The sequence below is a fragment of the Streptomyces sp. NPDC043996 genome, from assembly GCF_056435225.1.
On record NZ_JBWKEY010000012.1, the window covers coordinates 150,084 to 172,502 of the forward strand.

The 22,419-nt window shown below is 71.9% G+C and carries 19 protein-coding genes; 5 read left to right on the top strand and 14 right to left on the bottom strand.

Going from position 1 to position 22,419, the window contains the following annotated elements:
• Positions 1-187: 187 nt before the first annotated feature.
• Entirely contained in the window at positions 188-1,648 is a 1,461-nt protein-coding gene (locus tag AC07A4_RS28925; RefSeq protein WP_478603960.1) for a purine-cytosine permease family protein, read from the top strand.
• Between the two features lie 102 nt (positions 1,649-1,750).
• Positions 1,751-2,725, top strand: coding sequence for an LLM class flavin-dependent oxidoreductase (locus AC07A4_RS28930; RefSeq protein ID WP_478603963.1), 975 nt, complete (start codon positions 1,751-1,753; stop codon positions 2,723-2,725).
• Between the two features lie 47 nt (positions 2,726-2,772).
• Here AC07A4_RS28930 and AC07A4_RS28935 read toward each other — a convergent pair whose 3' ends face one another.
• The 4 genes from AC07A4_RS28935 to AC07A4_RS28950 form a co-directional block, all read right to left on the bottom strand.
• Entirely contained in the window at positions 2,773-4,197 is a 1,425-nt protein-coding gene (locus tag AC07A4_RS28935) for a sugar porter family MFS transporter (protein ID WP_478603965.1), read from the bottom strand.
• 251 nt (positions 4,198-4,448) lie between these two features.
• Positions 4,449-8,027 (bottom strand): chromosome segregation protein SMC, encoded by a 3,579-nt coding sequence (smc, locus tag AC07A4_RS28940; protein ID WP_478603968.1) that lies wholly within the window; start codon positions 8,025-8,027, stop codon positions 4,449-4,451.
• A 411-nt stretch (positions 8,028-8,438) separates the two neighbouring features.
• The gene (locus AC07A4_RS28945) at positions 8,439-8,642 is read right to left on the bottom strand and encodes a hypothetical protein (RefSeq protein ID WP_478603971.1); all 204 of its coding nucleotides are present in this window, start codon (positions 8,640-8,642) and stop codon (positions 8,439-8,441) included.
• 394 nt (positions 8,643-9,036) lie between these two features.
• Positions 9,037-9,318, bottom strand: coding sequence for an acylphosphatase (locus tag AC07A4_RS28950; protein ID WP_478603973.1), 282 nt, complete (start codon positions 9,316-9,318; stop codon positions 9,037-9,039).
• Between the two features lie 383 nt (positions 9,319-9,701).
• On the opposite strand from AC07A4_RS28950, the gene AC07A4_RS28955 reads away from it, so the two are divergent.
• Positions 9,702-10,535 carry a CAP domain-containing protein gene (locus AC07A4_RS28955; RefSeq protein WP_478603976.1) on the top strand — a complete coding sequence of 278 codons (834 nt, stop codon included), beginning with the start codon at positions 9,702-9,704 and terminating at the stop codon, positions 10,533-10,535.
• A gap of 19 nt (positions 10,536-10,554) precedes the next feature.
• Here AC07A4_RS28955 and AC07A4_RS28960 read toward each other — a convergent pair whose 3' ends face one another.
• A complete protein-coding gene (locus AC07A4_RS28960; protein WP_478603977.1) occupies positions 10,555-11,145 on the bottom strand; it encodes a flavodoxin family protein in 591 nt (196 codons plus the stop codon).
• Between the two features lie 124 nt (positions 11,146-11,269).
• On the opposite strand from AC07A4_RS28960, the gene AC07A4_RS28965 reads away from it, so the two are divergent.
• The gene (locus tag AC07A4_RS28965; RefSeq protein WP_478603979.1) at positions 11,270-11,674 is read left to right on the top strand and encodes a winged helix-turn-helix transcriptional regulator; all 405 of its coding nucleotides are present in this window, start codon (positions 11,270-11,272) and stop codon (positions 11,672-11,674) included.
• Here the strand turns inward: AC07A4_RS28965 and mutM are convergent.
• From mutM to AC07A4_RS29010, 9 genes are all read right to left on the bottom strand, one after another.
• Positions 11,650-12,507 (bottom strand): bifunctional DNA-formamidopyrimidine glycosylase/DNA-(apurinic or apyrimidinic site) lyase, encoded by an 858-nt coding sequence (gene mutM / locus AC07A4_RS28970; protein ID WP_478603981.1) that lies wholly within the window; start codon positions 12,505-12,507, stop codon positions 11,650-11,652. The two genes, AC07A4_RS28965 and mutM, sit on opposite strands and share 25 nt — an antisense overlap.
• A 138-nt stretch (positions 12,508-12,645) precedes the next feature.
• Positions 12,646-13,455, bottom strand: a complete 810-nt coding sequence (gene rnc, locus AC07A4_RS28975; protein WP_478603984.1) for a ribonuclease III — start codon at positions 13,453-13,455, stop codon at positions 12,646-12,648.
• 7 nt (positions 13,456-13,462) lie between these two features.
• Positions 13,463-13,636: a 50S ribosomal protein L32 gene (gene rpmF / locus AC07A4_RS28980; protein WP_363196444.1), complete on the bottom strand. Its 174-nt coding sequence runs from the start codon at positions 13,634-13,636 to the stop codon at positions 13,463-13,465.
• Between the two features lie 2 nt (positions 13,637-13,638).
• The gene (locus AC07A4_RS28985; protein WP_478604334.1) at positions 13,639-14,313 is read right to left on the bottom strand and encodes a YceD family protein; all 675 of its coding nucleotides are present in this window, start codon (positions 14,311-14,313) and stop codon (positions 13,639-13,641) included.
• A gap of 164 nt (positions 14,314-14,477) precedes the next feature.
• A complete protein-coding gene (locus tag AC07A4_RS28990; RefSeq protein ID WP_478603987.1) occupies positions 14,478-15,581 on the bottom strand; it encodes an ATP synthase F0 subunit B in 1,104 nt (367 codons plus the stop codon).
• A 60-nt stretch (positions 15,582-15,641) separates the two neighbouring features.
• Entirely contained in the window at positions 15,642-16,121 is a 480-nt protein-coding gene (gene coaD, locus AC07A4_RS28995; protein ID WP_478604337.1) for a pantetheine-phosphate adenylyltransferase, read from the bottom strand.
• A 26-nt stretch (positions 16,122-16,147) separates the two neighbouring features.
• The gene (gene rsmD, locus AC07A4_RS29000) at positions 16,148-16,753 is read right to left on the bottom strand and encodes a 16S rRNA (guanine(966)-N(2))-methyltransferase RsmD (protein WP_478603989.1); all 606 of its coding nucleotides are present in this window, start codon (positions 16,751-16,753) and stop codon (positions 16,148-16,150) included.
• Between the two features lie 62 nt (positions 16,754-16,815).
• A complete protein-coding gene (locus AC07A4_RS29005) occupies positions 16,816-20,055 on the bottom strand; it encodes a helicase-related protein (protein ID WP_478603991.1) in 3,240 nt (1,079 codons plus the stop codon).
• Between the two features lie 169 nt (positions 20,056-20,224).
• Positions 20,225-21,949: a DAK2 domain-containing protein gene (locus AC07A4_RS29010; RefSeq protein WP_478603993.1), complete on the bottom strand. Its 1,725-nt coding sequence runs from the start codon at positions 21,947-21,949 to the stop codon at positions 20,225-20,227.
• A 267-nt stretch (positions 21,950-22,216) separates the two neighbouring features.
• Between AC07A4_RS29010 and rpmB the strand changes: the two genes are divergently transcribed.
• A complete protein-coding gene (gene rpmB, locus AC07A4_RS29015; RefSeq protein ID WP_030195073.1) occupies positions 22,217-22,402 on the top strand; it encodes a 50S ribosomal protein L28 in 186 nt (61 codons plus the stop codon).
• Positions 22,403-22,419 lie beyond the last annotated feature (17 nt).

The following is a 22,419-nucleotide window of genomic DNA, read 5'->3' on the forward strand; positions in this document are numbered from 1 at the left end:
GGTGTGGGCCGTGCACACCCTGTTTTGTGCGATCCCCCAAAAGACATAGGCCACTAGCCGGGATTACTCGGACTAAAGTACGATGGAAGAGGCTGCGTCAACGCGCGTAGAGTCCCATCCGAAGAAAACCCCCACCGGCTGCGACAACGTCGACGCACGCCGAGCGAGAGGCACGGAACCACCCCTCATGAGCACCACCGCCGAAACCTCCGAGCACGAAGGCGCCCTGGAAACCCGGGGCCTGGAACCGGTCCCCGACGCGGAGCGCCACGGCAGGACCCGTGAGCTGTTCCCCACCTGGGTGGCCGCGAACATCAGCGTCCTGCTGCTCACGATGGGCGCGGGCCTCATCGTCTCGAACGAGCTGAACTTCTGGCAGGTCCTGGTCGTCGCCCTGGTCTCCCCCGTGCTGAGCTACGGCCTGGTGGGCCTGGTCTCCATCGCGGGCAAGCGCGGCGGCTCGCCGGGCATGACGCTCTCGCGCGCGGTCTTCGGCCAGCGCGGCAACCTCTTCCCCGGCTCGCTGATCTGGGTCGCGCGCTGGGGCTGGGAGACGATCAACGCGGTCACGGGCGCGTACGCGATCCTCACGGTGCTCGACATCTGCTTCGGCGTGAAGTCGAACACGGCCCTGAAGGTCATCACGCTCCTCGCCTTCGTCGCCGCCACGTTCCTCATCTCGGGCCTCGGCCGCAAGGTGCTGCACGTGTGCAGCCAGTGGTCGACGTATCTCTTCGGCGCGTTCAGCATCCTGGTCCTGGCCTACCTCCTGACGAACACCGACTGGTCCAAGGTCTTCGACCAGCCCGCGGGCTCCACCGCGATGATGATCGCGGGCATCGGCACGATCGCCGCGGGCGGCATCAGCTGGGTGCCGACCGGGCCGGACTTCACCCGCTATCTGCCGCGCACGGCGCCGAACAAGCCGCTGGTCGGCCACGCCGTGGGCGGCGCCGCCATCGTGGTGGTCCCGATGGTCCTGATGGGCGCCGTCATGGCCGTCTCCACGCCGGGCCTGTCCTCCGCCCAGGACCCGGTCGCCTTCCTCGGCGACCTGCTGCCGACCTGGATCGCGGTGCCGTACCTGATCATGGCCCTGATCGGCATGCTCCTGATCAACTCGATGTCGATGTACTCGGCCGGTTTCACCGCCATGACGCTCGGCATCAAGGTCCCGCGCGCGTGGGCGGTCAGCGTGAACGCGATCATCAGCCTGATCTTCGGCTACCTCCTGATGAACGTGGCCACCAGCTTCATGGGCTCCTTCATCTCCTTCCTGACGCTGCTCGCGGTCGCCTTCTCCGCCTGGATCGGTGTCTTCGGCATCGACATGTTGCGCCGCAAGACGTACGACGGCGTGGCCCTGATGGACACCACCCGCACCAGCGCCTACTGGTACAAGGCGGGCTTCGCCTGGCAGGCCATGGCCTCCTGGGGCGTCGCGCTCGTCGTGGGTCTGCTGTTCACCAAGGTCGACTGGTTCAGCGGCCCGCTCGCGACCTCCTGGATCGGGCGCAACGGCCTCGGCTGGCTCGTCACCATCCTGGTCGCCGCCGCGCTGTACGCCTTCCTGCCGCGGCAGCCGCTCCCCGAGGCCGCGTCGGCGGCCCGCGTCGCCGAGGCCGAGCCCGCCGCCGCCAAGGCGTGAGGGCGGCGGCCCGCCGCCTGCCCCTGTTCATCTGACGCATCGTCAACTAACGTCCCCCTTCGCCGTTCACGGTCCGCCGTCCCGGTGAAGGGGGACGTTTCCATGCCCGTCACAGTCGTCCGCTTCAACCTCGTCGACCCCGAGGGTTCGGCCCTCGGCGCGCGCTATCGCACCGCCCTGGAGATGGCCGCGTACGCCGACGACCACGGCGTCACCACCGTGCAGACCGAGGAGCACCACGGCGCCGCCAACAACTGGCTGCCCGCGCCGCTGACCTTCGCGGGCGCGGTGTTCGGCGCCACCCGGCGGATCGCGGTCACCGTGTCCGCGGTGATCGGGCCGCTGCACGACCCGCTGCGCCTGGCCGAGGAGATCGCCGTCCTCGACCTGCTGAGCGGCGGCCGCCTGGTCACCGTCGCGGGGATCGGCTACCGGCCCGAGGAGTACGCGGCGTTCGGCGTCGACTGGTCGCGGCGCGGCGCGCTGCAGGACGAGCTCCTGGAGACCCTCCTGAAGGCCTGGACCGGCGAGGAGTTCACCTTCCGCGGCCGCAGCGTGCGCGTCACGCCGCGCCCGGGCACCCGGCCGCATCCGCCGCTCCTGGTGGGCGGCTCGTCGAAGGCGGCGGCCCGGCGTGCCGCGCGGCTCGGCCTGCCGTTCTTCCCGAGCGCGCACCTGCCGGATCTCGAGGCCTACTACCGGAGCCGACTCGCGGAGTACGGCACCGAGGGCTGGACGACGATGCCAGCGGCTGAGACCCCGCTGCTGCACATCGCCGAGGACCCGGACCGCGCCTGGGCGGTGTGCGGCGAGCACTTCCTGCACGAGGCCCGCACCTACGCCTCCTGGCAGTCCGGTGGCGTCCGCTCGGCGGTGCGGTCGGCGGCCACGACGGTGGCGGAGCTGCGCGCGGAGGGCGTGTACCGGATCCTCACGCCGGACGAGTGTGTGGCGTACGCGCGCGGCGGCGCCCCCAGCCTCGTACTGCATCCGCTGGCGGGTGGCATGCCGCTGGACGAGGGGTGGCGCGGCCTGCGCCTGTTCGGCGAAAAGGTACTGCCCCGGCTCAAGGACTGACGCCTTGGGCCGGGGCAGCTTCCCGCGGGAGGAGGGGGCAGCGGGGTTTAGCCCATCTCCTCCAGGGCCTTGCCCTTCGTCTCCTTGACGAACTTCATGACGAAGGGGATCGAGAGGGTCGCGAAGGCGCCGTAGATGACGTACGAGCCGGTCAGGCTCCACTCGGACATGCTCGGGAAGGTCTTGGTGATCGCGAAGTTGGCGAGCCACTGCGCGGAGGCGGCCACGCCGAGCGCGGCGGCGCGGATGCGGTTGGGGAAGATCTCGCCGAGCAGCACCCAGACCACCACGCCCCAGGAGAGCGCGAAGAAGAGCACGAAGGCGTTGGCGGCGATGATCGCGGTCAGGCCCTGGGCGTGCGGCAGCGAGACGTCGTCACCGGAGCCGGTCCGGTACGAGAACGCCCAGGCCATGGTGAACAGGGCCGCGGCCATGCCCGCGGAGCCGATCAGGGCCAGCGGCTTGCGGCCGATGCGGTCGACCAGGACCATCGCGATGACCGTACCGACGATGTTCACGATCGAGGTCTCGAAGGAGTACAGGAACGAGCTGGACGGGTCCTTGCCGATCGACTGCCACAGCTGGTTCGAGTAGTAGAAGATCACGTTGATGCCGACGAGCTGCTGGAAGACGGAGAGCCCGATGCCGATCCAGATGATCGGCAGGAAGCCGAACTTGCCGCCGAGCAGGTCCTTGAACGACGACTTGTGCTCCCTGCGCATGCCCTGCTCGATCTCGGCGACGCGGGCGTCCAGGTCGACGTCCGTGCCCTCGACCTCGGCGAGCACCGTGCGGGCCTCGGTGGAGCGCCCGGCGGAGATGAGGAAGCGCGGCGACTCGGGGATCGCCAGGGACAGCAGGCCGTAGAGGACCGCCGGGACGACCATGACGCCGAGCATCCACTGCCAGGCCTCCAGGCCGGCGAGCTTGCCGCGCTGGTCGCCGTCGGCCATGTTCAGGATGCCCCAGTTGACCAGCTGGGAGACGGCGATGCCGATGACGATGGCGGCCTGCTGGAAGGAGGCGAGGCGGCCCCGGTAGGCGGGCGGCGCGACCTCGGCGATGTAGGCCGGGCCGATGACCGAGGCCATGCCGATGCCGACGCCGCCGATCAGGCGCCACACCGTCAGGTCCCAGGCGGCGAACGGCAGGGCCGAGCCGACGGCGCTGGCGGCGAAGAGGACCGAGGCGATCTGCATGCAGCGGATGCGGCCGATGCGGTCGGCGATGCGTCCGGCGACGGCCGCGCCGACCGCGCAGCCGAGCAGCGCGGTCGCGATGATCCAGCCGAGCAGGTTGGCGTCCACGTCGAACCGGTCCTTGATGGCCACGGTCGCCCCGTTGATCACGGAACTGTCGTAGCCGAACAGGAAGCCGCCCATCGCGGCGGCGGCCGTGATGAAGATGACGTGCCCGAGGTGATCGGGCTGGGCGTCTCGGGCGCCGGAATCGGGTGCCGCTGTGCTGGTCACGTGTACTCCTCGGGCCACCGGCGTCGCTGCCGGGGTGGGGGCGAGCTCTTCAAGTGGCGCACAACTTCACGCCGCCCACCACCTGAAGGTAAAAGCAACGTTGCAGAGACTATGCCTTCAAGTTTCGAAGTCAATAGTTCGTTAGGAACGAAAGAGAACCCCATCGATCACGGCTTGGCTTCATGACTTGAAGCTATAGAGAGTCGATCAAGGAAAGTTGATCAAGGGATACGGGATCGGCGGCCGCGCGGCTAGCGGAGCCGCTGACTGATCACCTTCGAGACGCCGTCGCCCTGCATGGACACGCCGTACAGCGCGTCGGCGACCTCCATCGTGCGCTTCTGGTGCGTGATCACGATGAGCTGCGAGGCCTCCTGGAGCTCCTGCATGATGCGGATGAGCCGCTGGAGGTTGGTGTCGTCGAGCGCCGCCTCGACCTCGTCCATCACATAGAACGGGCTCGGCCGGGCCTTGAAGATCGACACGAGCAGCGCCACCGCGGTCAGTGACCGCTCGCCGCCCGAGAGCAGCGAGAGCCGCTTGACCTTCTTGCCGGGCGGGCGGGCCTCGACGTCGACGCCCGTGGCGAGCATGTTGTCGGGATCGGTCAGGATCAGCCGTCCCTCACCGCCCGGGAAGAGCCTGCTGAAGACCCCCTCGAACTCCCGTGCCGTGTCCCGGTAGGCCTCGGTGAAGACCTGCTCGACGCGCTCGTCGACCTCCTTCACGACCAGGAGCAGATCCGCGCGGGTCTTCTTCAGGTCTTCGAGCTGCTCGCTGAGGAACTTATGGCGTTCCTCCAGTGCCGCGAACTCCTCGAGGGCCAGCGGGTTGACCTTGCCGAGCTGCTGGTACGCCCGTTCCGCCGACCGCAGCCGCTTCTCCTGCTCGGCGCGGACGTAGGGCCGCGGCTGATGGCGCGGGTGCGCGGGGTCTTCGGGCAGCTCCTCGCCCTCGGCGGGGAGCGAGGGCGGCACGAGCTGGTCGGGCCCGTACTCCGTGACGAGCCCCGCGGGTTCCACACCGAGTTCCTCCAGCGCCTTGGTCTCCAGCTGCTCGATCCGCAGCCGTTTCTCCGCGCCGAGTACCTCGCCCCGGTGGACCGAATCCGTCAGCTTGTCCAGCTCCGCCTTGAGGTCGCGCCCCTCGTTCCGCGCCCCGGCCAGCTCCCGCTCGCGCGCCTCCCTGGCCCGCTCGGCGGCGGCCCGCTCCGCCTCGGCCCGGCCGAGGGAGAGCTCGACGTGGGCGAGCAGCTGACGGGCGCCGGAGGCGACGGCCTCGGCGACGGCGGCCTCGTACCGGAGCCTCGCCCGGCGGCGCTCGGCCCGCGCGCGGGTGTCGCGCTCGGCGCGCGCGGCCCGGTCCAGGGAGTCCGCGCGCCCGGCGAGCCCCTTCACCCGCTCCTCGTGCGTCCGCACCTGGAGCCTGGCCTCCATCTCGGTCTGCCGCGCGTTGGCGCCGTCGGCGGCGAGCCGGTCGCGCACGCCGGTGTCCGGCTCCTCGTCGGCGGGCATCTCCTCGGCGACGGCGAGCCGCTCGGCCAGCTCCTCGACCTCTTCGCGCGCCTTCTCCAGGGCCTCCTGGGCCTTGGCGGCGGCGGTGGCGGAACGTTCTGCCTCACCGGCGGCGCCCCGCGCCTGGCCCGCGAGACCGCCGAGCCGCTGCGCGACGGCGGACTTCTCCCGGTCGGCGGCGCGGCGCCGCTCCCCCAGCTCCTCGACGAGCGCGGCGCACTCCCGGCGCCGCTCCTCGGCGCCCCGCTGCTCCCGCGCGAGCTCCTCGCAGCGCGCCCCGAGTTCCTCCAGCTCGGCCGCGGCCTCGTCGACCGAGGCCTGCACCTCGAGGAGGCTGGGCGCGCCCGCGGAGCCGCCCTGCGCGAAGTGCGCGCCGAGCAGGTCGCCCTCGGCGGTGACGGCGGTGAGCTCGGGGTGCGCGTACACCAGGTCCTCGGCGTCCTCCAGGGTGCCGACGACCACGATCCCGCGCAGCAGCCGGCGCACGGCGGGCAGCAGCTCGGCGGGGCCGCGCACGAGGTCGGCCGCGCGCGGGGGGCCGTCGCCGCCGGGCGCTCCGGGCGCTCCGGGCTCATGCTGCTCCGGCTCCTGCCCGGCGCCGTGCGCGAGGAGCAGCGCCGCCCGCCCGGCGTCCTGCTTGCGCAGCAGGCGGATCGCTTCCGCGGCGGAGGCGGGCGTCGTCACGGCGATGGCGTCCGCGGCCGCGCCGAACGCGGCGGCGAGGGGCACCTCGAAGCCCGGCGCCACCGAGAGGAGTTCGGCGGCGGGGCCGAGGACTCCGGAGAGCCGGTCTCGGGCCGCGAGCAGCGCGCCCGAGCCGTCCTTGCGGCGCAGGCCGAGCGCGAGGGCGTCGTGCCGCGCGGCCACGGCCGCCCGCTTCCGCTCGGCCGCGGTGGCCGCTTCCCTGGCGGCGCTGAGGGCGGCCTCGGCGTCGGCGAGCGAGCGCCGCGCCTCCTCGTGCCGCTCGGCGAGCTCCGCGTCGCCCGCGTCGAGCCCGTCGACCTCCGCCTTGAGCTGCTCGTACTCCTCCTGCGCCGCGACCGCCCGCTGCCGTGCCTCGTCGCGGGCCAGGGCGAGCCGGTCGATCTCGGCCTGCGCGGACGCGGCCCGCGAGCGGGCGGCGTTGACCTGGCCGCCGAGCCGGGCGAGCCCTTCGCGCCGGTCGGCGATGGCCCGTGCCGCGTCCTTCAGGCGGCGCTCCTCGGCGGCAAGATCGCGCTCCAGTTCGGCCCGGTGCCCGACGGTGTCGTCCAGGGCGTGCTCGGCGGCCTCCAGGGCGGCGGCGAGCTCGGCCTCCTGCTCGCGGACGCGGGCGGCCTCGCGCTCCATGTCCTCCGGGTCGCGGCCGCGCCGCTCCTCGGTGGGCGCGGAGGTGGCGCTGGTGACCCGGGCGTCGGCGAGCGAGACGGTGCCGCGCACCCGCTCGGCCAGCTGCGAGAGCTCGTACCAGGTCTGCTGGGCGCGTTGCAGGCGCGGCGTGAGGCGGCGCACCTCGTCCTCCAGCTGGGCCTCGCGCGCCGTGGCCGCCTTCAGCTCGGCCTCGGCGGCGTCCCTGCGGGCCTTGAGCGCCGCCTCGTCGGCGACCTCGGTCCTGAGGGCCTCGGTCAGCCGCACGAGGTCGTCGGCGAGCAGCCGGAGGCGGGCGTCGCGCAGGTCGGCCTGGATCACGGCGGCACGGCGCGCGACCGCGGCCTGCCGCCCCAGCGGCTTGAGCTGACGGCGCAGTTCGTCGGTGAGGTCCTGCACGCGGGCGAGGTTGGCCCGCATCGCGTCCAGCTTCCGCAGCGCCTTCTCCTTGCGCTTGCGGTGCTTGAGGACGCCCGCGGCCTCCTCGATGAAGGCGCGGCGGCCCATGGGGTCGGCGTGCAGCACGGAGTCGAGCTGGCCCTGCCCGACGATGACGTGCATCTCGCGCCCGATGCCGGAGTCGGAGAGCAGCTCCTGGATGTCGAGCAGGCGGCAGGTCTCGCCGTTGATCTGGTACTCGCTGCCGCCGTTGCGGAACATGATCCGCGTGATGGTGACCTCGGCGTACTCGATGGGCAGCGCGCCGTCGGAGTTGTCGATGGTGAGGGAGACCTCGGCGCGGCCGAGCGGCGGGCGCCCGGTGGTGCCCGCGAAGATGACGTCCTCCATCTTGCCGCCGCGCAGCGACTTGGCGCCCTGCTCGCCCATGACCCAGCTGAGCGCGTCCACGACGTTGGACTTTCCGGAGCCGTTGGGTCCGACGACGCAGGTGATGCCCGGCTCGAACCTCAGCGTCGTGGCGGACGCGAAGGACTTGAAGCCGCGCAGTGTCAGGGCCTTGAGGTGCACGCCGCTGGACTCTACCTTTCGCCGTGAGTTCACCGAGGAAGGTGCGGGCTGTTTCACGGAGGGAACGTGCGCGCTGTTTCACCGAGGAAGGTGCAGGGCACATCAGAGTTAAGGAACGGCCCCGTTCCCGGGTCCGGGCGGGAACGTTCTGGGTACGGGTTCAGGGCCGGGCGGAAGCGGTTTTCCCGGCGGGTCCGGGCGGGTCAGGACGGCTCCGGGCGGGAAGGCCGGTCCGGGCAAGAAAAAGGGACGCCGAAGCGTCCCTTGCAGATCTCTAGGGTCAAGCGGCTGATACGGGCAGCCTGACCATGTCGTGCCGAGCGTCCGGCCGTGCTGACGTCCCGCGTACTGAGCGGTACGCGGGGGTGTGTCGGGGTGACGCACGAGGTGCCGGGCCCGGCGTGGCGTGGGTCAGGTGAGCGCAGGCTCCGCCTGGGGTACGTCGAGGCTCTCGAGGAGCGATTCGTGAGAAGCGGCAGCCGTCAGCGCGTCGTTCTCCGCCTGGATCCTGACCAGCTCGGATTCCAGGTCCTGGACGCGCTGCTGGAGCCGTCGCATCTCGGCGAGAAGTCGCGGGTCGCTGCCGCCGACGTAACCGAGAAGCGCCTTTGCCATGATGGATGGTCCTCCACACTGAGTGACCGACCGAATCGGTGTGGGTCGTGAGGGAATCGCACCCGCGGCGCTTGGCACACTGCGTTCTTGCTGGGTCTTACTTGGCCGTTCTCACATGCCAAACAGCGAGGATGCGCGGGGCTTCCAGCGTCTCACCAAAAAGTTTGACGGTCAACACGATCACGCCCCGTATTGACGGGCATCCCGGGGGCGCACGGCGGTCGGAACCGCGGTCGCGTCTCTCCTGCGGGGCCCTGGGGGCGTGGAGATCATCCTTACCCCGGGAGCCTGCCACGGCAAGCTCTTCTTGGCAACCACCAGGCGTTTCCCGTCCCGGGCGAGCGCCGGGGCCCCAGCGGGACCACCCGTCCCGGCCCGGGGAAGCGGGGGCGCCTCAGCGAATCGCGAACGAGTCGTAGCCGCCGCGCGGCGTGTCCCAGATCTCAGTCACGCCGTCGACCCTGCCGGGCGTGTCGCCCGTGCGCAGCCAGTCGAGCAGCGCCTGGCACCCGGCTCGGGGCCCCTCGGCGACGACCTGCACCCGGCCGTCGTCGAGATTGAGAGCAAAACCACTCAGGTCCCCGATCTCCAGCGCCCTGGCCCGCGTGAACCAGCGGAATCCCACGTTCTGCACACGGCCCCGCACCCATGCGGTGAGCCGGACTTCTTCGTTCATAAGGTGCACGCTAACCGGCCAAATACTCTTGGGGCACTTCGCCCCCTTGCGCCATCGCGTACAGTCGCGACTCGACGCGCCTCACCCGTATGGGCGAGCCACGTGGACCGTCAGGACGACGCCGGGGCACACGACCGGGCGTCTCGACGAAAGGCCAGGAGATGGGACGCCACCGACGCTCCGCCGCCGGCCGCGCCGCCACCGGCCGAGCCGATCACGCGAACCCGTCCGCCCCTTCCGCCCCTTCTTACGACCCTGCTTCTTACGGCCCTGCCGCCGGGACTGACCCCGGCGCCCCGGCAGCGCCCTCGGATGCCGATTTCGGTGCCACGGGCCGCTCTCGCGCGCGCTCGCACCGCCGCAAGGGACGCGCGGCCACGCCGGTGCGCACCGGTCTGCTCGGGGTCTCGGCGGCGGTCGCGATGGGGGCCGTCGCGGTCGCTTCGGGGCTCTTCCCCGGTGGCGACACCTACTCCTTCGGCGGGAGCGACGACACCGGAGCGATCCGCTCCACGAGCTCCCCCTCGGGCCTGGACCCGCAAGGCGGCCAGTCCGGCGCCGCCGACGGCGGCCCTTCGGCCACGCCGGAGCCCGGCCGCGCGGACGGCCCCGCCCCGGCACCGGCGCCCTCGAAGCCGAGCGCGCGCCCCTCGGAGAAGCCCGAGGGCAAGCCGTCGTCCGGTCCTTCGCGGTCGAAGCCCGAGGAGCGGGACGGCGGCGGGGACGGCGACCGGGCCGACCGCGACGACGTCAAGGACGAGCAGCCGGCCTCCGCCCCGCCGCGCACCGAGACCCCCAAGCCCACGCCTCCGGCCACGCGGCCGAAGCCGTCCGCCGGTGACGCCTCCCCCGAGGCCCAGGTCCTCGCGCTGGTGAACGAGGAGCGCGCCAAGGTGGGGTGCCGTCCCGTGCGCGCGGACGACCGGCTCGCCTCGCTGGCCGAGACGTTCAGCGCGGACATGGCCGCGCGCGGCTTCTTCGCGCACACCGACCCGGACGGGGCGACCCCCTGGGACCGCGCCGAGAAGGCCGGGATCAAGGACCTCGGCGGCGAGAACATCGCCCGTGGCCAGGCCGACGCCCAGGCCGTGATGGACGCCTGGATGGACAGCCCGGGCCACCGGGCGAATATCCTCAACTGCGACTACAAGACCCTGGGCGTCGGCGCGCACTTCGCGCCCGGCGGCCCCTGGTGGACGCAGGACTTCGGCTTCTGAGGAAGCCGCGGGCCGGGGCTCAGGCGGCGACGGCCGCGCGGCCCGCGGCGAAGGCGCGCGCGGTCTCGGTGACGCGGCGGCCAAGGTGCTCGGCCGTGGCGATGTCGGCCTTGTGGACGGCCTCGGGGCCCTCGTCGGAGTTGGTCTGGGCGGCGGCGCCGGAGAAGAAGCCGAGGCGGTTGAGGTCGTTCTCGGAGCCCTCGGTGGAGTTCCAGCCCGGGAAGAGGCCGAGGTTCACCCAGTGCATGCCCTGCTGCGCGGCCAGCGTCTGGAAGTACTGCAGGGTGTGCAGCTTGTCGCCGCTCTTGGAGGCGGAGTTGGTGAAGCCCGCGGCGAGCTTGTCCTGCCAGGCGCGGGTGAACCAGCGCTTGGAGGAGGCCTCGGCGAAGACGTGGAAGGCGCCCGACGCGGTGCCCATGTAGGTGGGCGAGCCGAAGACGATCGCGTCGGCGCCGTCCAGGATCTCCCACTGGGCCTCGGTGATCTCGTCGACCTTGATCAGGTGGGTGGTGGCGCCGGCCTCGGCGGCACCGGCGCGCACGGCCTCGGCGACGACGGTGGTGTGGCCGAAGCCGGAGTGGTAGGCGATGGCGACAACAGGGCTGGGCATGGGGGCGCTCCTTGGGGACGGGTGTGCTCGCGGCACGGCGGCCGGGCTGACACACGAAAGGAAAGCACTAACTTTTAGGAAGCGCAACCCGACAGATAGCGCTGTGCCGGAGTAGGCTCTAGGCATGGACTCCGTAACACCCGCCGACAACGCCGCCGACCAGGACCTGGCGTACGACGTGTTCGCGCGCAACTGTCCCTCGCGGACCACGCTGGAGCACGTCACCGGGCGCTGGGGCGCGCTCACCCTTGGCGCGCTGCACGACGGCACGTTCCGGTTCAACGAACTGCGCCGCCGCGTGGACGGCGTGAGCGAGAAGATGCTGTCCCAGACGCTGCACGCGCTGGAGCGCGACGGCCTGGTGGACCGCGCGGCGCAGCCCACCAACCCGCCGCGCGTCGACTACCGGCTCACTGCCCTCGGCCAGGAGGTCGCCGAGCGGCTGCTTGCCCTCATCCGCTTCGTGGAGAGCCGCCAGGACGACGTCCTGGCGGCACAGGCGGGCTACGACAGCCGCGGCGGGCGCTGACAGCGCGGGCAGAAGTAGCTGGAGCGGTTCATCCAGGGCCGCCGCCGCACGGGCGTTCCGCAGCGGCGGCAGGGCTCGCCCTCGCGGCCATAGGCGTCCAGGGAGCGGTCGAAGTACCCGGATTCGCCGTTCACGTTCACGTACAGGCTGTCGAAGCTGGTGCCGCCGACGGCGAGCGCGGCGTTCATCACGTCCCGCACATGACCGAGGAGTTCCATGGTGCGCGGGCGGGTGAAGGCGGCGGTGGGGCGCTCGTAGTGGAGCCGGGCGCGCCACAGCGCCTCGTCGGCGTAGATGTTGCCGACGCCGCTGATCAGCGACTGGTTCAGGAGCGCGCGCTTGATGGTGCTGCGGCCGCGGCGCAGCGCCTGGTGGAAGGCCTCGGGGTCGAACCGCTCGTCCAGCGGGTCGCGGGCGATGTGCCCGATGACGTCGGGCAGGCCGTCCGGGGTGGTGTCGTGCACGGAGAGACCGCCGAAGGTGCGCTGGTCGACGAAGCGCAGCTCGGTGCCGAGCGCGTCGTCGAAGCGCACGCGGACGCGCAAGTGCTTCTCGTCCGGGGCCTGTTGGGTCTTTACGAGCAGCTGCCCGCTCATGCCGAGGTGGGCGAGCACGGCGCTGCCGGTGTCCTCGACGGGCAGCCACAGGTATTTGCCGCGGCGGCTCGGCTCGCCGATGCGGTGGCCTTTGAGGCGGTGCGTGAAGTCGTCGGGGCCCGCGAGGTGCCGCCGGACGGCGCGGGGGTGCAGGACCTCCACGTCGGCGACGGTCCGCTCCGCCACCCAGCGGGCGAGCCCGCGCCGCACGACCTCGACTTCGGGCAGCTCGGGCATGCGGGTTCCTCCGGGGGCGCGGTGGGCGACGGCCCTACGTTACCGGTGCGCGGCCACGGGTGAGCGGGCGGGAGAAACAAACCGAAGCGCCCGCCGCGGTCGACGAACGACCGGGCGGGCGCCAGGGGAAACGCAACGTCAGGCGGAAGCCGCGTCGGGAGCGGACGAGGCGGCGGCCTCGTCAGCCTTGGCCCGCTCGTCCGCGGCGGCGCGAATGGCCCGCCAGGCGGACTCCGCGGCCTGCTGCTCCGCTTCCTTCTTGCTGCGGCCGGTGCCGGTGCCGTACGAGACGCCTCCGACGCGGGCGGCAGCAGTGAAGGTCTTCTCGTGGTCGGGGCCGCTCTCCGTGACGAGGTACTCGGGCACGCCGAGGCTCTCCATCGCGGTGAGCTCCTGGAGACTGGTCTTCCAGTCCAGGCCCGCACCGAGGTTCGAGGACTTCTCGATCAACGGGTCGAAGAGCCGGTGCACCAGCTCACTCGCCGCGTCCAGACCGCGGTCCAGATACACCGCGCCGATCACCGCTTCCAGGGTGTCGGCGAGGATGGACGCCTTGTCCCGGCCGCCCGTGCCCTCTTCGCCCCGGCCGAGCCGGATGAAGGAGCCGAGGTCGAGGCCACGGCCCACCTCCGCCAGCGCACGCGAGTTGACCACCGCGGCCCGCAGCTTGGCCAGCTGGCCTTCGGGCAGGTCGGGGTGGGTGCGATAGAGCGTGTCCGTGACGACGAGGCCGAGCACGGAGTCCCCGAGGAACTCCAGCCGCTCGTTCGTCGGCAGGCCGCCGTTCTCGTACGCGTACGAACGGTGGGTGAGCGCGCGCACCAGAAGGGCGGACTCGAGCTGATACCCGAGCCGCCCTTCCAGAAGCGTGTGGGACGAGGCCGCGTTGTTACTGTCTGCCATCTTGGCGTCTTCCGCCTTCTTCGGGCTAGACACAGCGCCTCTCACCAGCCGCTCAGACCTCGAGGACCTGGCGCTTGTTGTAGGTGCCGCAAGCGGGGCACGCGATGTGCTGCAGCTTCGGCTCCTGGCAGCGCTCGCACGACACCAGGTTGGGGACCGCAGCCTTCCACTGCGACCGGCGGTGGCGCGTGTTGCTGCGCGACATCTTCCGCTTCGGAACAGCCACGGCTACTTCTCCTGCTTCTCGGCGGCGCGTGCTGAACGAGGCGCTTCGCCGCTCATCTTGTCCTTCTCGCCGCCCTTGACGGATTCGGCGAGTCCCTGCAGTGCCGCCCAACGGATGTCGACGGCATCGTGGTGGTGGTCCGGGTCGTCCGCGAGCCGCGCTCCGCAGTCGGAGCACAGTCCCTGACAGTCTTCCTGGCACACCGGCTGCAGCGGCAGTGCGAGCACCACCGCGTCACGCAGCACCGGCTCGAGGTCGAACATGCCGTCCTCGAGAAAGAGCCTGCCCTCGTCTTCCTCGGCGTCGTCGGCCGGTTCCGCGCTGCGGCCCCGGTCGTCGGCGTCAGGGTACGAGAACATCTCCTGGAAGTCCGCGTCGAGCTCCAGCTCGAGCGGCTCCAGACACCTTACGCACTCCCCCTCGGCCGATGCACGGGCGGTGCCTGTGACAAGCACCCCTTCCATGACCGACTCCAGGCGGATCTCCAGCTCCACCGGAGCGCCCTCGGGCACTCCGACGACACCTTCGACGCCGAACGGCGCCGGGGCACCGGGGGCGTCGATGGTCCGGGTCAGCCGCTGCATGGCACCGGGACGCCGGCCCAGCTCGTGCGTGTCGAACACGAGGGGGTTGCGGTGGTCGAGGCGCGTACTCAGGGCGTTTCCTGCTTTCGAGATCCGAGGGTGAGGCAAGGGGGCCGCCACGCGGACGCCTCACGACTGAGGCCTGAGCGGGCAGCACTGATCGCGGACATACGCGCGACCGAAGAGCCAGGATACTGGACCTTTCGCCATCGGCCCAATCCGGGCCGAGCGAACCGGCCGCTCCGGCTTCCGACCGGCTAGCGCCCCTGTTCGTACTGGCGCAGCTGCTCCGCGCTGATCATCGTCGTGTCGAAGAGGCTGGTCTCGTCGAGCACGGCGGGCGCGGGGCTCGGCTGGCCTTCCTGAACGTGCTGGCCGTACGCCTGCTGCTGCGGCGCCTGGCCGTATCCCTGCTGCTGGTAGGCGTACGGGTCCTGGGGGTAGCCGTACGGATCCTGCTGGCCGTAGGGCTGCTGGTAGGCGTACGGGTCCGGCTGGCCGTACTGCGCCTGCTGGCCGTAGGCCGCCTGCTGGTCGTACGCGTACGGATCCGGCTGGTGGTCGGGGCGCGGGGGCGCGTACGGCTCCTGGGCGGGGACGCGGGGGGTGGCGGCGGGCCGTGGCGGCTCGGCGGCCTTGGCCGGGTCTGCGAGGTCGGCGAGGAAGTCGGTGTCCGAGGTGCGCTCGGCGCCGGTGTGGGCGCCGAGCTCGCTCAGCTCGTCGGCGGGGGCGCGGCCGTGCAGCGTCTGGCGGCCGCGGCCGACGGCGTCCAGGGTCTTGGCGAGGACGGCCTCGAAGGCGCCGAGCTTGGCGTCGACGTAGGCGTCGGCGTCGCGGCGCAGCGTCTCCGGGTCGTGGCTGCGCTCGGGGGCGTCGTCGTCTTCGGCGTCCCCGTAGCCCTGTCCGTCGAGGCCCGGGCCGGTGCCGAGGAGCTTCGCGCGGCCGCGGCCGACGGAGCCGAGGGTCTTGGTGAGGACGACCTCGAAGTTGGCGAGCTTGGAGTCGACGTAGTCATCGGCCTCGGCGCGGATCTCCTCGGCCTGGCCGCGGGCCTCGCCGAGGATGCGGTCGGCCTCGTTCTGGGAGCGGCGGGCGACCTCCGTGTCGGAGATCAGCGAGCCGCGCTCGGCGTGCGCGGACTCGATGATCCTCTCGGCCTCGCGGTGGGCCTGCTCGACGAGCTGCTCGCGGCCGCCGATCAGCTCCTGGGCCTGGGCGAGCGAGCCAGGCAGAGCCTGGCGCACCTCTTCGAGCATCGACAGGAGCTGCGCGCGGTTGACCACGCACGAGGCGGACATGGGCATGGACTTGGCGCTGCCGACCGCCTCGACGATCTCGTCGATCTTCTTCTGCACGTCCACCGCTGGCTCGCCACTCTCTACAGGGATTGAGGAGACGGACGGGACGACTGTAGCCCTTGATCAGCCCTTCGCGAGGCGCTTGTTGAGGGCTTCGAGCACGACCGGGGGAACCAGGTGCGCGATGTCGCCGCCCCAGGAGGCGACCTCCTTGACCAGCGAGGAGGACAGGAAGCTGTAGGCGGGGTTGGTGGGCACGAACAGCGTCTCGACGCCGGACAGGCCGTTGTTCATCTGGGCCATCTGCAGCTCGTAGTCGAAGTCGCTGACCGCGCGCAGGCCCTTGACGATGGCCGGGATGTCGCGCTCCTTGCAGAAGTCCACCAACAGGCCGTGGAAGGACTCGACTTCCACGTTGCCGAACTCGGCGGTGACCTGGCGGATCAGGTCGATGCGCTCCTCGATCTCGAAGAGGCCCTTCTTCGACTTGTTGATCATCACCGCGACGTGCACGACGTCATACAGCTTGGAGGCGCGGGCGATGATGTCGAGGTGCCCATTGGTGATGGGGTCGAACGACCCCGGACAGACGGCGCGGCGCAACGGAAGTCCCTCGCTCTCCGGTCGGGTCATGGCGCGATCTCTTGTTCGTCTTGTTGTTCGTCGTACGTAGAGGCGGCGCGACCGTACCAAAACGTCCCTTCGCCGTAGCGACGGGACCTCAGGCCCTCGAATCCCTCGGGCCAGCCGAAGGGTCCGCCTCTCGTACCGCGTTCAACGGTGACGAGCGCGTCGTCCGTGAGCCAGCCCGTCGAGCGGAGTGTGAGCAGGATCTCCCGAAGATCGTCATCGCTGACGGCGTAGGGGGGGTCCAGGAACACCAGGTCGTAGGGGGCGGTAGGGGCCGCGTCCCGGATGACCTGAGCGGCTTTGCCCGCTCGCACCTCGGCGCCGGGCAGGCCGAGCGCCTTCACGTTCTCGCGGATGGTGCGCACCGCGCGGGCGTCGGCGTCCACGAGCAGGGTGTGCGCGGAGCCCCGGGACAGGGCCTCCAGGCCGACGGCTCCCGAGCCCGCGTACAGGTCGAGGACGCGGGTGCCGTCGAGCGGGCCCTGGAGGGCCTGCCAGGTGGAGAACAGGCCTTCGCGGGCGCGGTCCGACGTGGGCCGGGTGCCGCCTCCCGGCGGGACGGACAGGCGGCGCCCGCCGGCCACGCCGGCGATCACGCGGGTCATAGGGTCTCTGCGTCCTTCGGCTGGGGGTGGGGCTTGCCCTCACGATATGTCGTGCGGGGGCTTCAGCCCTTGTCGAGGTACTGCTCGCGCTCCTCGTCCAGGAGCGCGTCCAGGGCCGTGCGGAGCGCGGGCAGGTGCTCCAGACCGGGGTCGCGGGACACCACCGCGGTGGCCTCCTCGCGGGCCGCGGCGATGATCTCCTCGTCGTCGATGACGGCGAGCATCCGCAGCGAGGAGCGGACGCCGGACTGGGCCTGGCCGAGCACGTCGCCCTCGCGGCGCTGCTCCAGGTCGATGCGGGAGAGCTCGAAGCCGTCGAGCGTGGCGGCCACCGCGCCGAGGCGGGCGCGGGCCGGGCTCGCCTCGGGCATGTCGGTGACGAGCAGGCACAGGCCGGGGGCGGAGCCGCGGCCGACGCGGCCGCGGAGCTGGTGCAGCTGGGAGACGCCGAAGCGGTCCGCGTCCATGATCACCATCGCGGTGGCGTTCGGCACGTTCACGCCGACCTCGATGACCGTGGTGGCGACCAGGACGTGGGTCTCGCCCGCGGCGAAGCGGCGCATCACCGCGTCCTTGTCGTCCGGCTGCATGCGGCCGTGCAGGACCTCGACCCGCAGCCCCTTCAGGGGGCCGTGCGCGAGCTGCTCGGCGACGTCGAGGACGGCGAGCGGCGGGCGCTTCTCCGCCTCGTCCGCGGCCTCGGCGGGCTTCTTCTTCGCGCCCTTCTTGGCCGCCCCGGCCGTCTCGGCGCCGTCCTCGGTGTCGCCGATGCGGGGGCAGACCACGTACGCCTGGTGGCCGTTCTCCACCTCCTCGCGGACGCGCTCCCAGGCGCGGGCGAGGAAGTGCGGCTTGTCCTGGGCCGGGACGACGTGGGTGGAGATCGGGGAGCGGCCCGCGGGCAGCTGGTCGAGGACGGAGGTCTCCAGGTCGCCGAAGACCGTCATCGCGACCGTGCGCGGGATGGGTGTGGCCGTCATCACGAGCAGGTGCGGCGGCTGCTGGCCCTTGCCGCGCAGGGCGTCGCGCTGCTCCACGCCGAAGCGGTGCTGCTCGTCGACGACGACCAGGCCCAGGTCGTGGAACTGCACCTTGTCCTCGATCAGCGCGTGGGTGCCGATGACGATGCCGGCCTCGCCGGTGACCAGGTCGAGCAGGGCCTGGCGGCGGGCGGGCGTGCCCATGGAGCCGGTGAGCAGCGTGACCTTCGTGGCGTGCTCGGAGCCGCCGAGCATGCCGCCCTCGGCGAGCTCGCCCATCATCTCGGTGATCGAGCGGTGGTGCTGCTGGGCGAGGACCTCCGTGGGCGCGAGCATCGCGGCCTGGCCGCCCGCGTCCACCACGGCGAGCATGGCGCGCAGGGCCACCATCGTGTTGTGCGTCACCGTGAAGTTGTCGGTGATGTACGCCCGCGTCGGGTGCGCGACGCTGATGCACTGGACCGGCTCGCGTCCGACGAAGTCCACGCTGCGGACGGCGCGACGGAAGGTGTCGTACTTCGGGCGCTCGCGGACGCGTTCGGCCTTGCGGGTCAGCCGGAAAGGGGCGTACTCAGCGGGCAAGGCGACCGACACGTCGAACGCCGCCTCCTTCGGCAGGACGCGTGCCCGGCCGCCCAGGGAGCGAACGAACCAGGCGACGTCTTCCGCGAGCCTCCGGGAGGCCGAGCACAGCGAGATGCTCACACCGTCCGATTCGACCGTGCCGTCCGTGTCCAGAAGACCCTGCAACAGAGCCAGTCGGTTCTTGACCGACGTGTTCTTGAACACGTCGGGGATGAACGTGCCGTGGGATGTGACACCCCACAGCTCCACGTCCCGCAGAGCCTGAATGACGGGGTGGCGAACGCCTCCGGCGCGCTGGGCGAGCTGGATCGTGTAGTCGCAGGCAGAGCCCGCGACGGGAGCCAAGCGGCAGTCCGGCGCCACAGCGGCCGCCGCGGCGTCATGGATCTCGGCATCGACGGTGGACAGCCGAAGATCGTGCCGGAACGACCCGCCGCCCAGCAGAAGCCCGAAGAAGTAGGGGTCGAGGGGCAGCCCTTCATCGCCTCCCAGGTCCACGGGGGTCGCAGCGGGGAGATACCACTTCGACGATCCGTCCGCCTGGACGAGATCGAGCCGGATCTCTCTGGTCGTCAGGACCTCGGGGGCTTGACCGCGGTGCCACCCGCCGCTCGTGCCGACGATCCACAGGTGCTCGTCGTCGCACTCGACGGAACTGCCGTCCGACAACGTCAGGCGCCAGACGTCACGCTCGCCCTGCGGGAACACTCCGTCGACCACAGCGATCTCCCCCGTGGGCACGACGACTGAGTCTCCCGGCCTCATGTCACCCATCGGCCGAAACCCCTCAGGCGTCAGGACCAGCGCGTCGAGCGGCTGCGCCTTGCCGGAGCCGACCTCGCCCTGGAGGAGGCGGTGCATGGGGTGCTCCGTCGCCAGGTCGGTGAAGATCTCCCCGGAGACGCGGCGCTGGCCGTCCGTGAGCTCGAAGGGCAGCTTGGCGTCGAAGGCGTCCAGGAGGCCGTCCGGGCGGGGCCTGCGGGCCACGGCGGGCAGCTGGGAGTCCGCGAACCGGCGCCGGGCCAGGGCGACCTGGAGGACGAAGGCCTCGTCCCACTTCAGGCGGTCGCGGGCGGTGGCGATGTCCGCCTTCGTGTGCGGCCGGTGGATTTTCAGGAGGGCTTCGGGGAGCGGGATCAGGCCCCGGCCCTCGCGCAGCGTGTGCGGCAGCGGGTCCTGGGCCTCCTGGGCGCTGGGCAGCACCGCGTCCACGGACTTGGCGATCTTCCAGGACTCCAGCTTGGCGGTGGCCGGATAGATCGGGATGAGGGCACCCGCCCAGGAGTCCACGGCCTCGGCCGCGGAGTCGCCGTCGGCGTGCAGCAGCTGATACGCGGGGTGGGCGAGCTGTGTCTTGCGGTTGAAGACGGAGACCTTGCCCGCGAACATCGCGCGGGTGCCGGGCAGCAGGTCCTTGTGCGGCTTGTGGATGCCGCGGCCGAAGAAGACCAGCTGGAGCTGGCCGCTGCCGTCGGTGATCGTGACTTCCAGGCGCTGGCCCCGGCCGCCGTTGAACGTCAGGACGCGGGCGGTCGCGACCTGGGCCACGACCGTGACGTGCTCGTCCAGGGGGAGGTCGGCGAGGGTGGTGAGCTCGCCCCGCTCCGCGTAGCGGCGGGGGTAGTGGTGGAGGAGGTCGCCGACCGTGTGCAGGGCGAGGTGTTCGGCCATGACCTTCGCGGTGGCCTGGCCTAGGGCGTTCTTCAGCGGTTCTTGGAGCGCGGGCACGTGGTCCATTGCACACCACGGGACTGACATCCTGCTGCGGGGGCCTCGCGGCGCGCCCCAGGCCCGCCCCTTCCCGAACCGGGTGCTGGCCGCCCCCGGCCCCCCGCTCAACCGCATTGGCGCTCCGCGCCTCGTCCTCAAACGCCGGACGGGCTGAAACCTTCGGCGGGGAAGAGGGCTACTCCACGCCGATGAGCAGCAGGGGGGCATGGGGCCCGCCCCGGTAGAGGATCGTGTCCACGGCCAGGTGGCCGTCGCGTACGTGCTTCTGGAGGGTTTCCGCCACCGCGTCCGGCACCTCGTCGCCCAGGACCAGCGTCACCATCTCGCCGCCCGCGGCCAGCATCCGGTCGAGGACCGCCGCGGCGGTGGCCGCGGTCTCGGAGCCGATGACCGCGACGTCGCCGTCGATGAGGCCGAGGACGTCCCCGGCCTGGCAGATGCCCGCCGTCGTCCAGGACTGCCGCTCGGCGACGGCCAGTTCCGCGTACCGGGTGGCCCCGGCGGCCGCCGTCATCGCGACGACGTCCTCGTCGAAGCGGCGGTCCGGCTCGTGCACGGCGAGCGCGGCGATGCCCTGGACCGCGGAGCGCGTGGGGATCAGGGCGACCCGTACGCCTTCGGAGCGGGCCTGTTCGGCGGCGGCCGCCGCGGTGTGGCGCAGCTCGGCGTCGTTGGGCAGGAGCACCACCTCGCGCGCGTGGGCGCGCCGCACGGCCTCCACGAGCTCGCCGCTGGCGGGCGGCTCCCCCGCGCGGGCGGGCACGGTGGTCGCCCCGGCCTCGCCGTAGAGCTCCGCGAGGCCCTGACCCCGTACGACCGCCACGATCCCGCGCTGCACGCGCTCGCGGGGGCGGCGCGCGGCGCGCGCGGCGTGGGCGTCGCCGACGCCGAAGTGGGTGATGCGGATGCGGTACGGGCGGCCCGCCTCGACCCCGGCCTCCACGGCCGCGCCCGCGTCGTCCACGTGGACGTGGACGTTCCACAGCCCGTCGCCGCCGACCACGACGAGGGAGTCGCCGAGCGCGTCGAGCCGGGTCCGCAGCCGGGCCACGGCGTCGTCGCCCGCCTCCAGGAGGTAGATCACCTCGAAGGCGGGGCCGGAGCCGTCGGCGGGGGTGTCCGCGCACTCCTGGGGGACGGCCGCGGCCACCGGCCCGTCGCCGAAGGCCGCGGGCGCCGTGCTCCCGTCGTCGTCCACGCGCGCGTGGGCGCTCCCCCGGCTCCAGGGGGTGACGGTTTCGCCGGACAGCGCCCCCACGAGCGCGCCGAGCACCGCCACGAGCCCGCGTCCCCCGGCGTCCACCACGCCCGCGCGGCCGAGCACGGCCAGCTGGCCGGGGGTCGCGTCGAGGGCCGCGCAGGCGCCGCCGTAGGCCGCGCGGGCCACCGCGCCGCAGTCGTCCGTCGCCCCCACGGCCTCGGCGGCGTCGGCGGCGGCCCCGGCGACCGTCAGGACCGTGCCCTCCACCGGGTGCGCGACCGCCGTGTACGCGGACCGGGCCGCGTGCCGCAGGGCCGACGCCAGGCGCTCGCCCTCCGACTCCGGGCCTGGTTCCGTGTGAAGTGCGCCACCGCCGGGCCGCTCGGCGAGCACCTGCGCCATCCCCCGCAGCAGCTGCGCGAGGATCGTGCCCGAATTGCCGCGGGCCCCGATCAGCGCTCCGTGCGCGAGCGCGCGCACCGCCTCGGCCAGGGCGGGCCGGGACGGCTCCAGGCCCGTGAACACCGCGTCGACGGCCTGGGCCGCCGACTCCATCGTCAAGTAGAGGTTCGTTCCGGTGTCCGCGTCCGCGACCGGGTAGACGTTGATCGCGTCGATCTCCTCGCGGGCCTGTCCCAGCGCGTCCAGAGCCAGTGCGCTCCACGCGCGGATCGCGACCGCGTCGAGGTTCTGCGGCAACTGTCGCCTCCTAGATAGCGTCCGGACGGCCGGGACTGCGGAATGGGACGCAGCGTAGACCGATGGGCGGGTGGGGGCGGGAGGGGTGGCCGGGGCGGCCCCCGGGGGAAGCATGGTAGTTTCGTTGTACCGAAGCAGTCGTTGTATGCTGCTCCGGTTGCCCGATACCCATCGGGCCATTCCCCTGGCAACGCCACCCAGATCATCGCTCTGATCCCGGCATGCCGGGTTTAACCGTAAGAGCATCTGAAGTCTTTGGAGTGACCCGTGGCTGCCAACTGCGACGTCTGCGGCAAGGGGCCGGGCTTCGGCAACAACATCTCGCACTCGCACCGCCGTACGCCCCGTCGCTGGAACCCGAACATCCAGCGCGTGCGTGCCGTGGTCGGCGGGACGCCGAAGCGGCTCAACGCCTGCACCTCGTGCATCAAGGCCGGCAAGGTCTCGCGCTGACGTAGTTCTGCGCGGCC

Coding starts and splice junctions, on each gene's coding strand:
- AC07A4_RS28925 (WP_478603960.1), top strand. CDS start 188: ATGAGCACCACCGCCGAAACCTCCGAGCACGAAGGCGCCCTGGAAACC.
- AC07A4_RS28930 (WP_478603963.1), top strand. CDS start 1,751: ATGCCCGTCACAGTCGTCCGCTTCAACCTCGTCGACCCCGAGGGTTCG.
- AC07A4_RS28945 (WP_478603971.1), bottom strand. CDS start 8,642: ATGGCAAAGGCGCTTCTCGGTTACGTCGGCGGCAGCGACCCGCGACTT.
- AC07A4_RS28950 (WP_478603973.1), bottom strand. CDS start 9,318: ATGAACGAAGAAGTCCGGCTCACCGCATGGGTGCGGGGCCGTGTGCAG.
- AC07A4_RS28960 (WP_478603977.1), bottom strand. CDS start 11,145: ATGCCCAGCCCTGTTGTCGCCATCGCCTACCACTCCGGCTTCGGCCAC.
- AC07A4_RS28965 (WP_478603979.1), top strand. CDS start 11,270: ATGGACTCCGTAACACCCGCCGACAACGCCGCCGACCAGGACCTGGCG.
- mutM (WP_478603981.1), bottom strand. CDS start 12,507: ATGCCCGAGCTGCCCGAAGTCGAGGTCGTGCGGCGCGGGCTCGCCCGC.
- rsmD (WP_478603989.1), bottom strand. CDS start 16,753: ATGACCCGCGTGATCGCCGGCGTGGCCGGCGGGCGCCGCCTGTCCGTC.
- AC07A4_RS29005 (WP_478603991.1), bottom strand. CDS start 20,055: ATGGACCACGTGCCCGCGCTCCAAGAACCGCTGAAGAACGCCCTAGGC.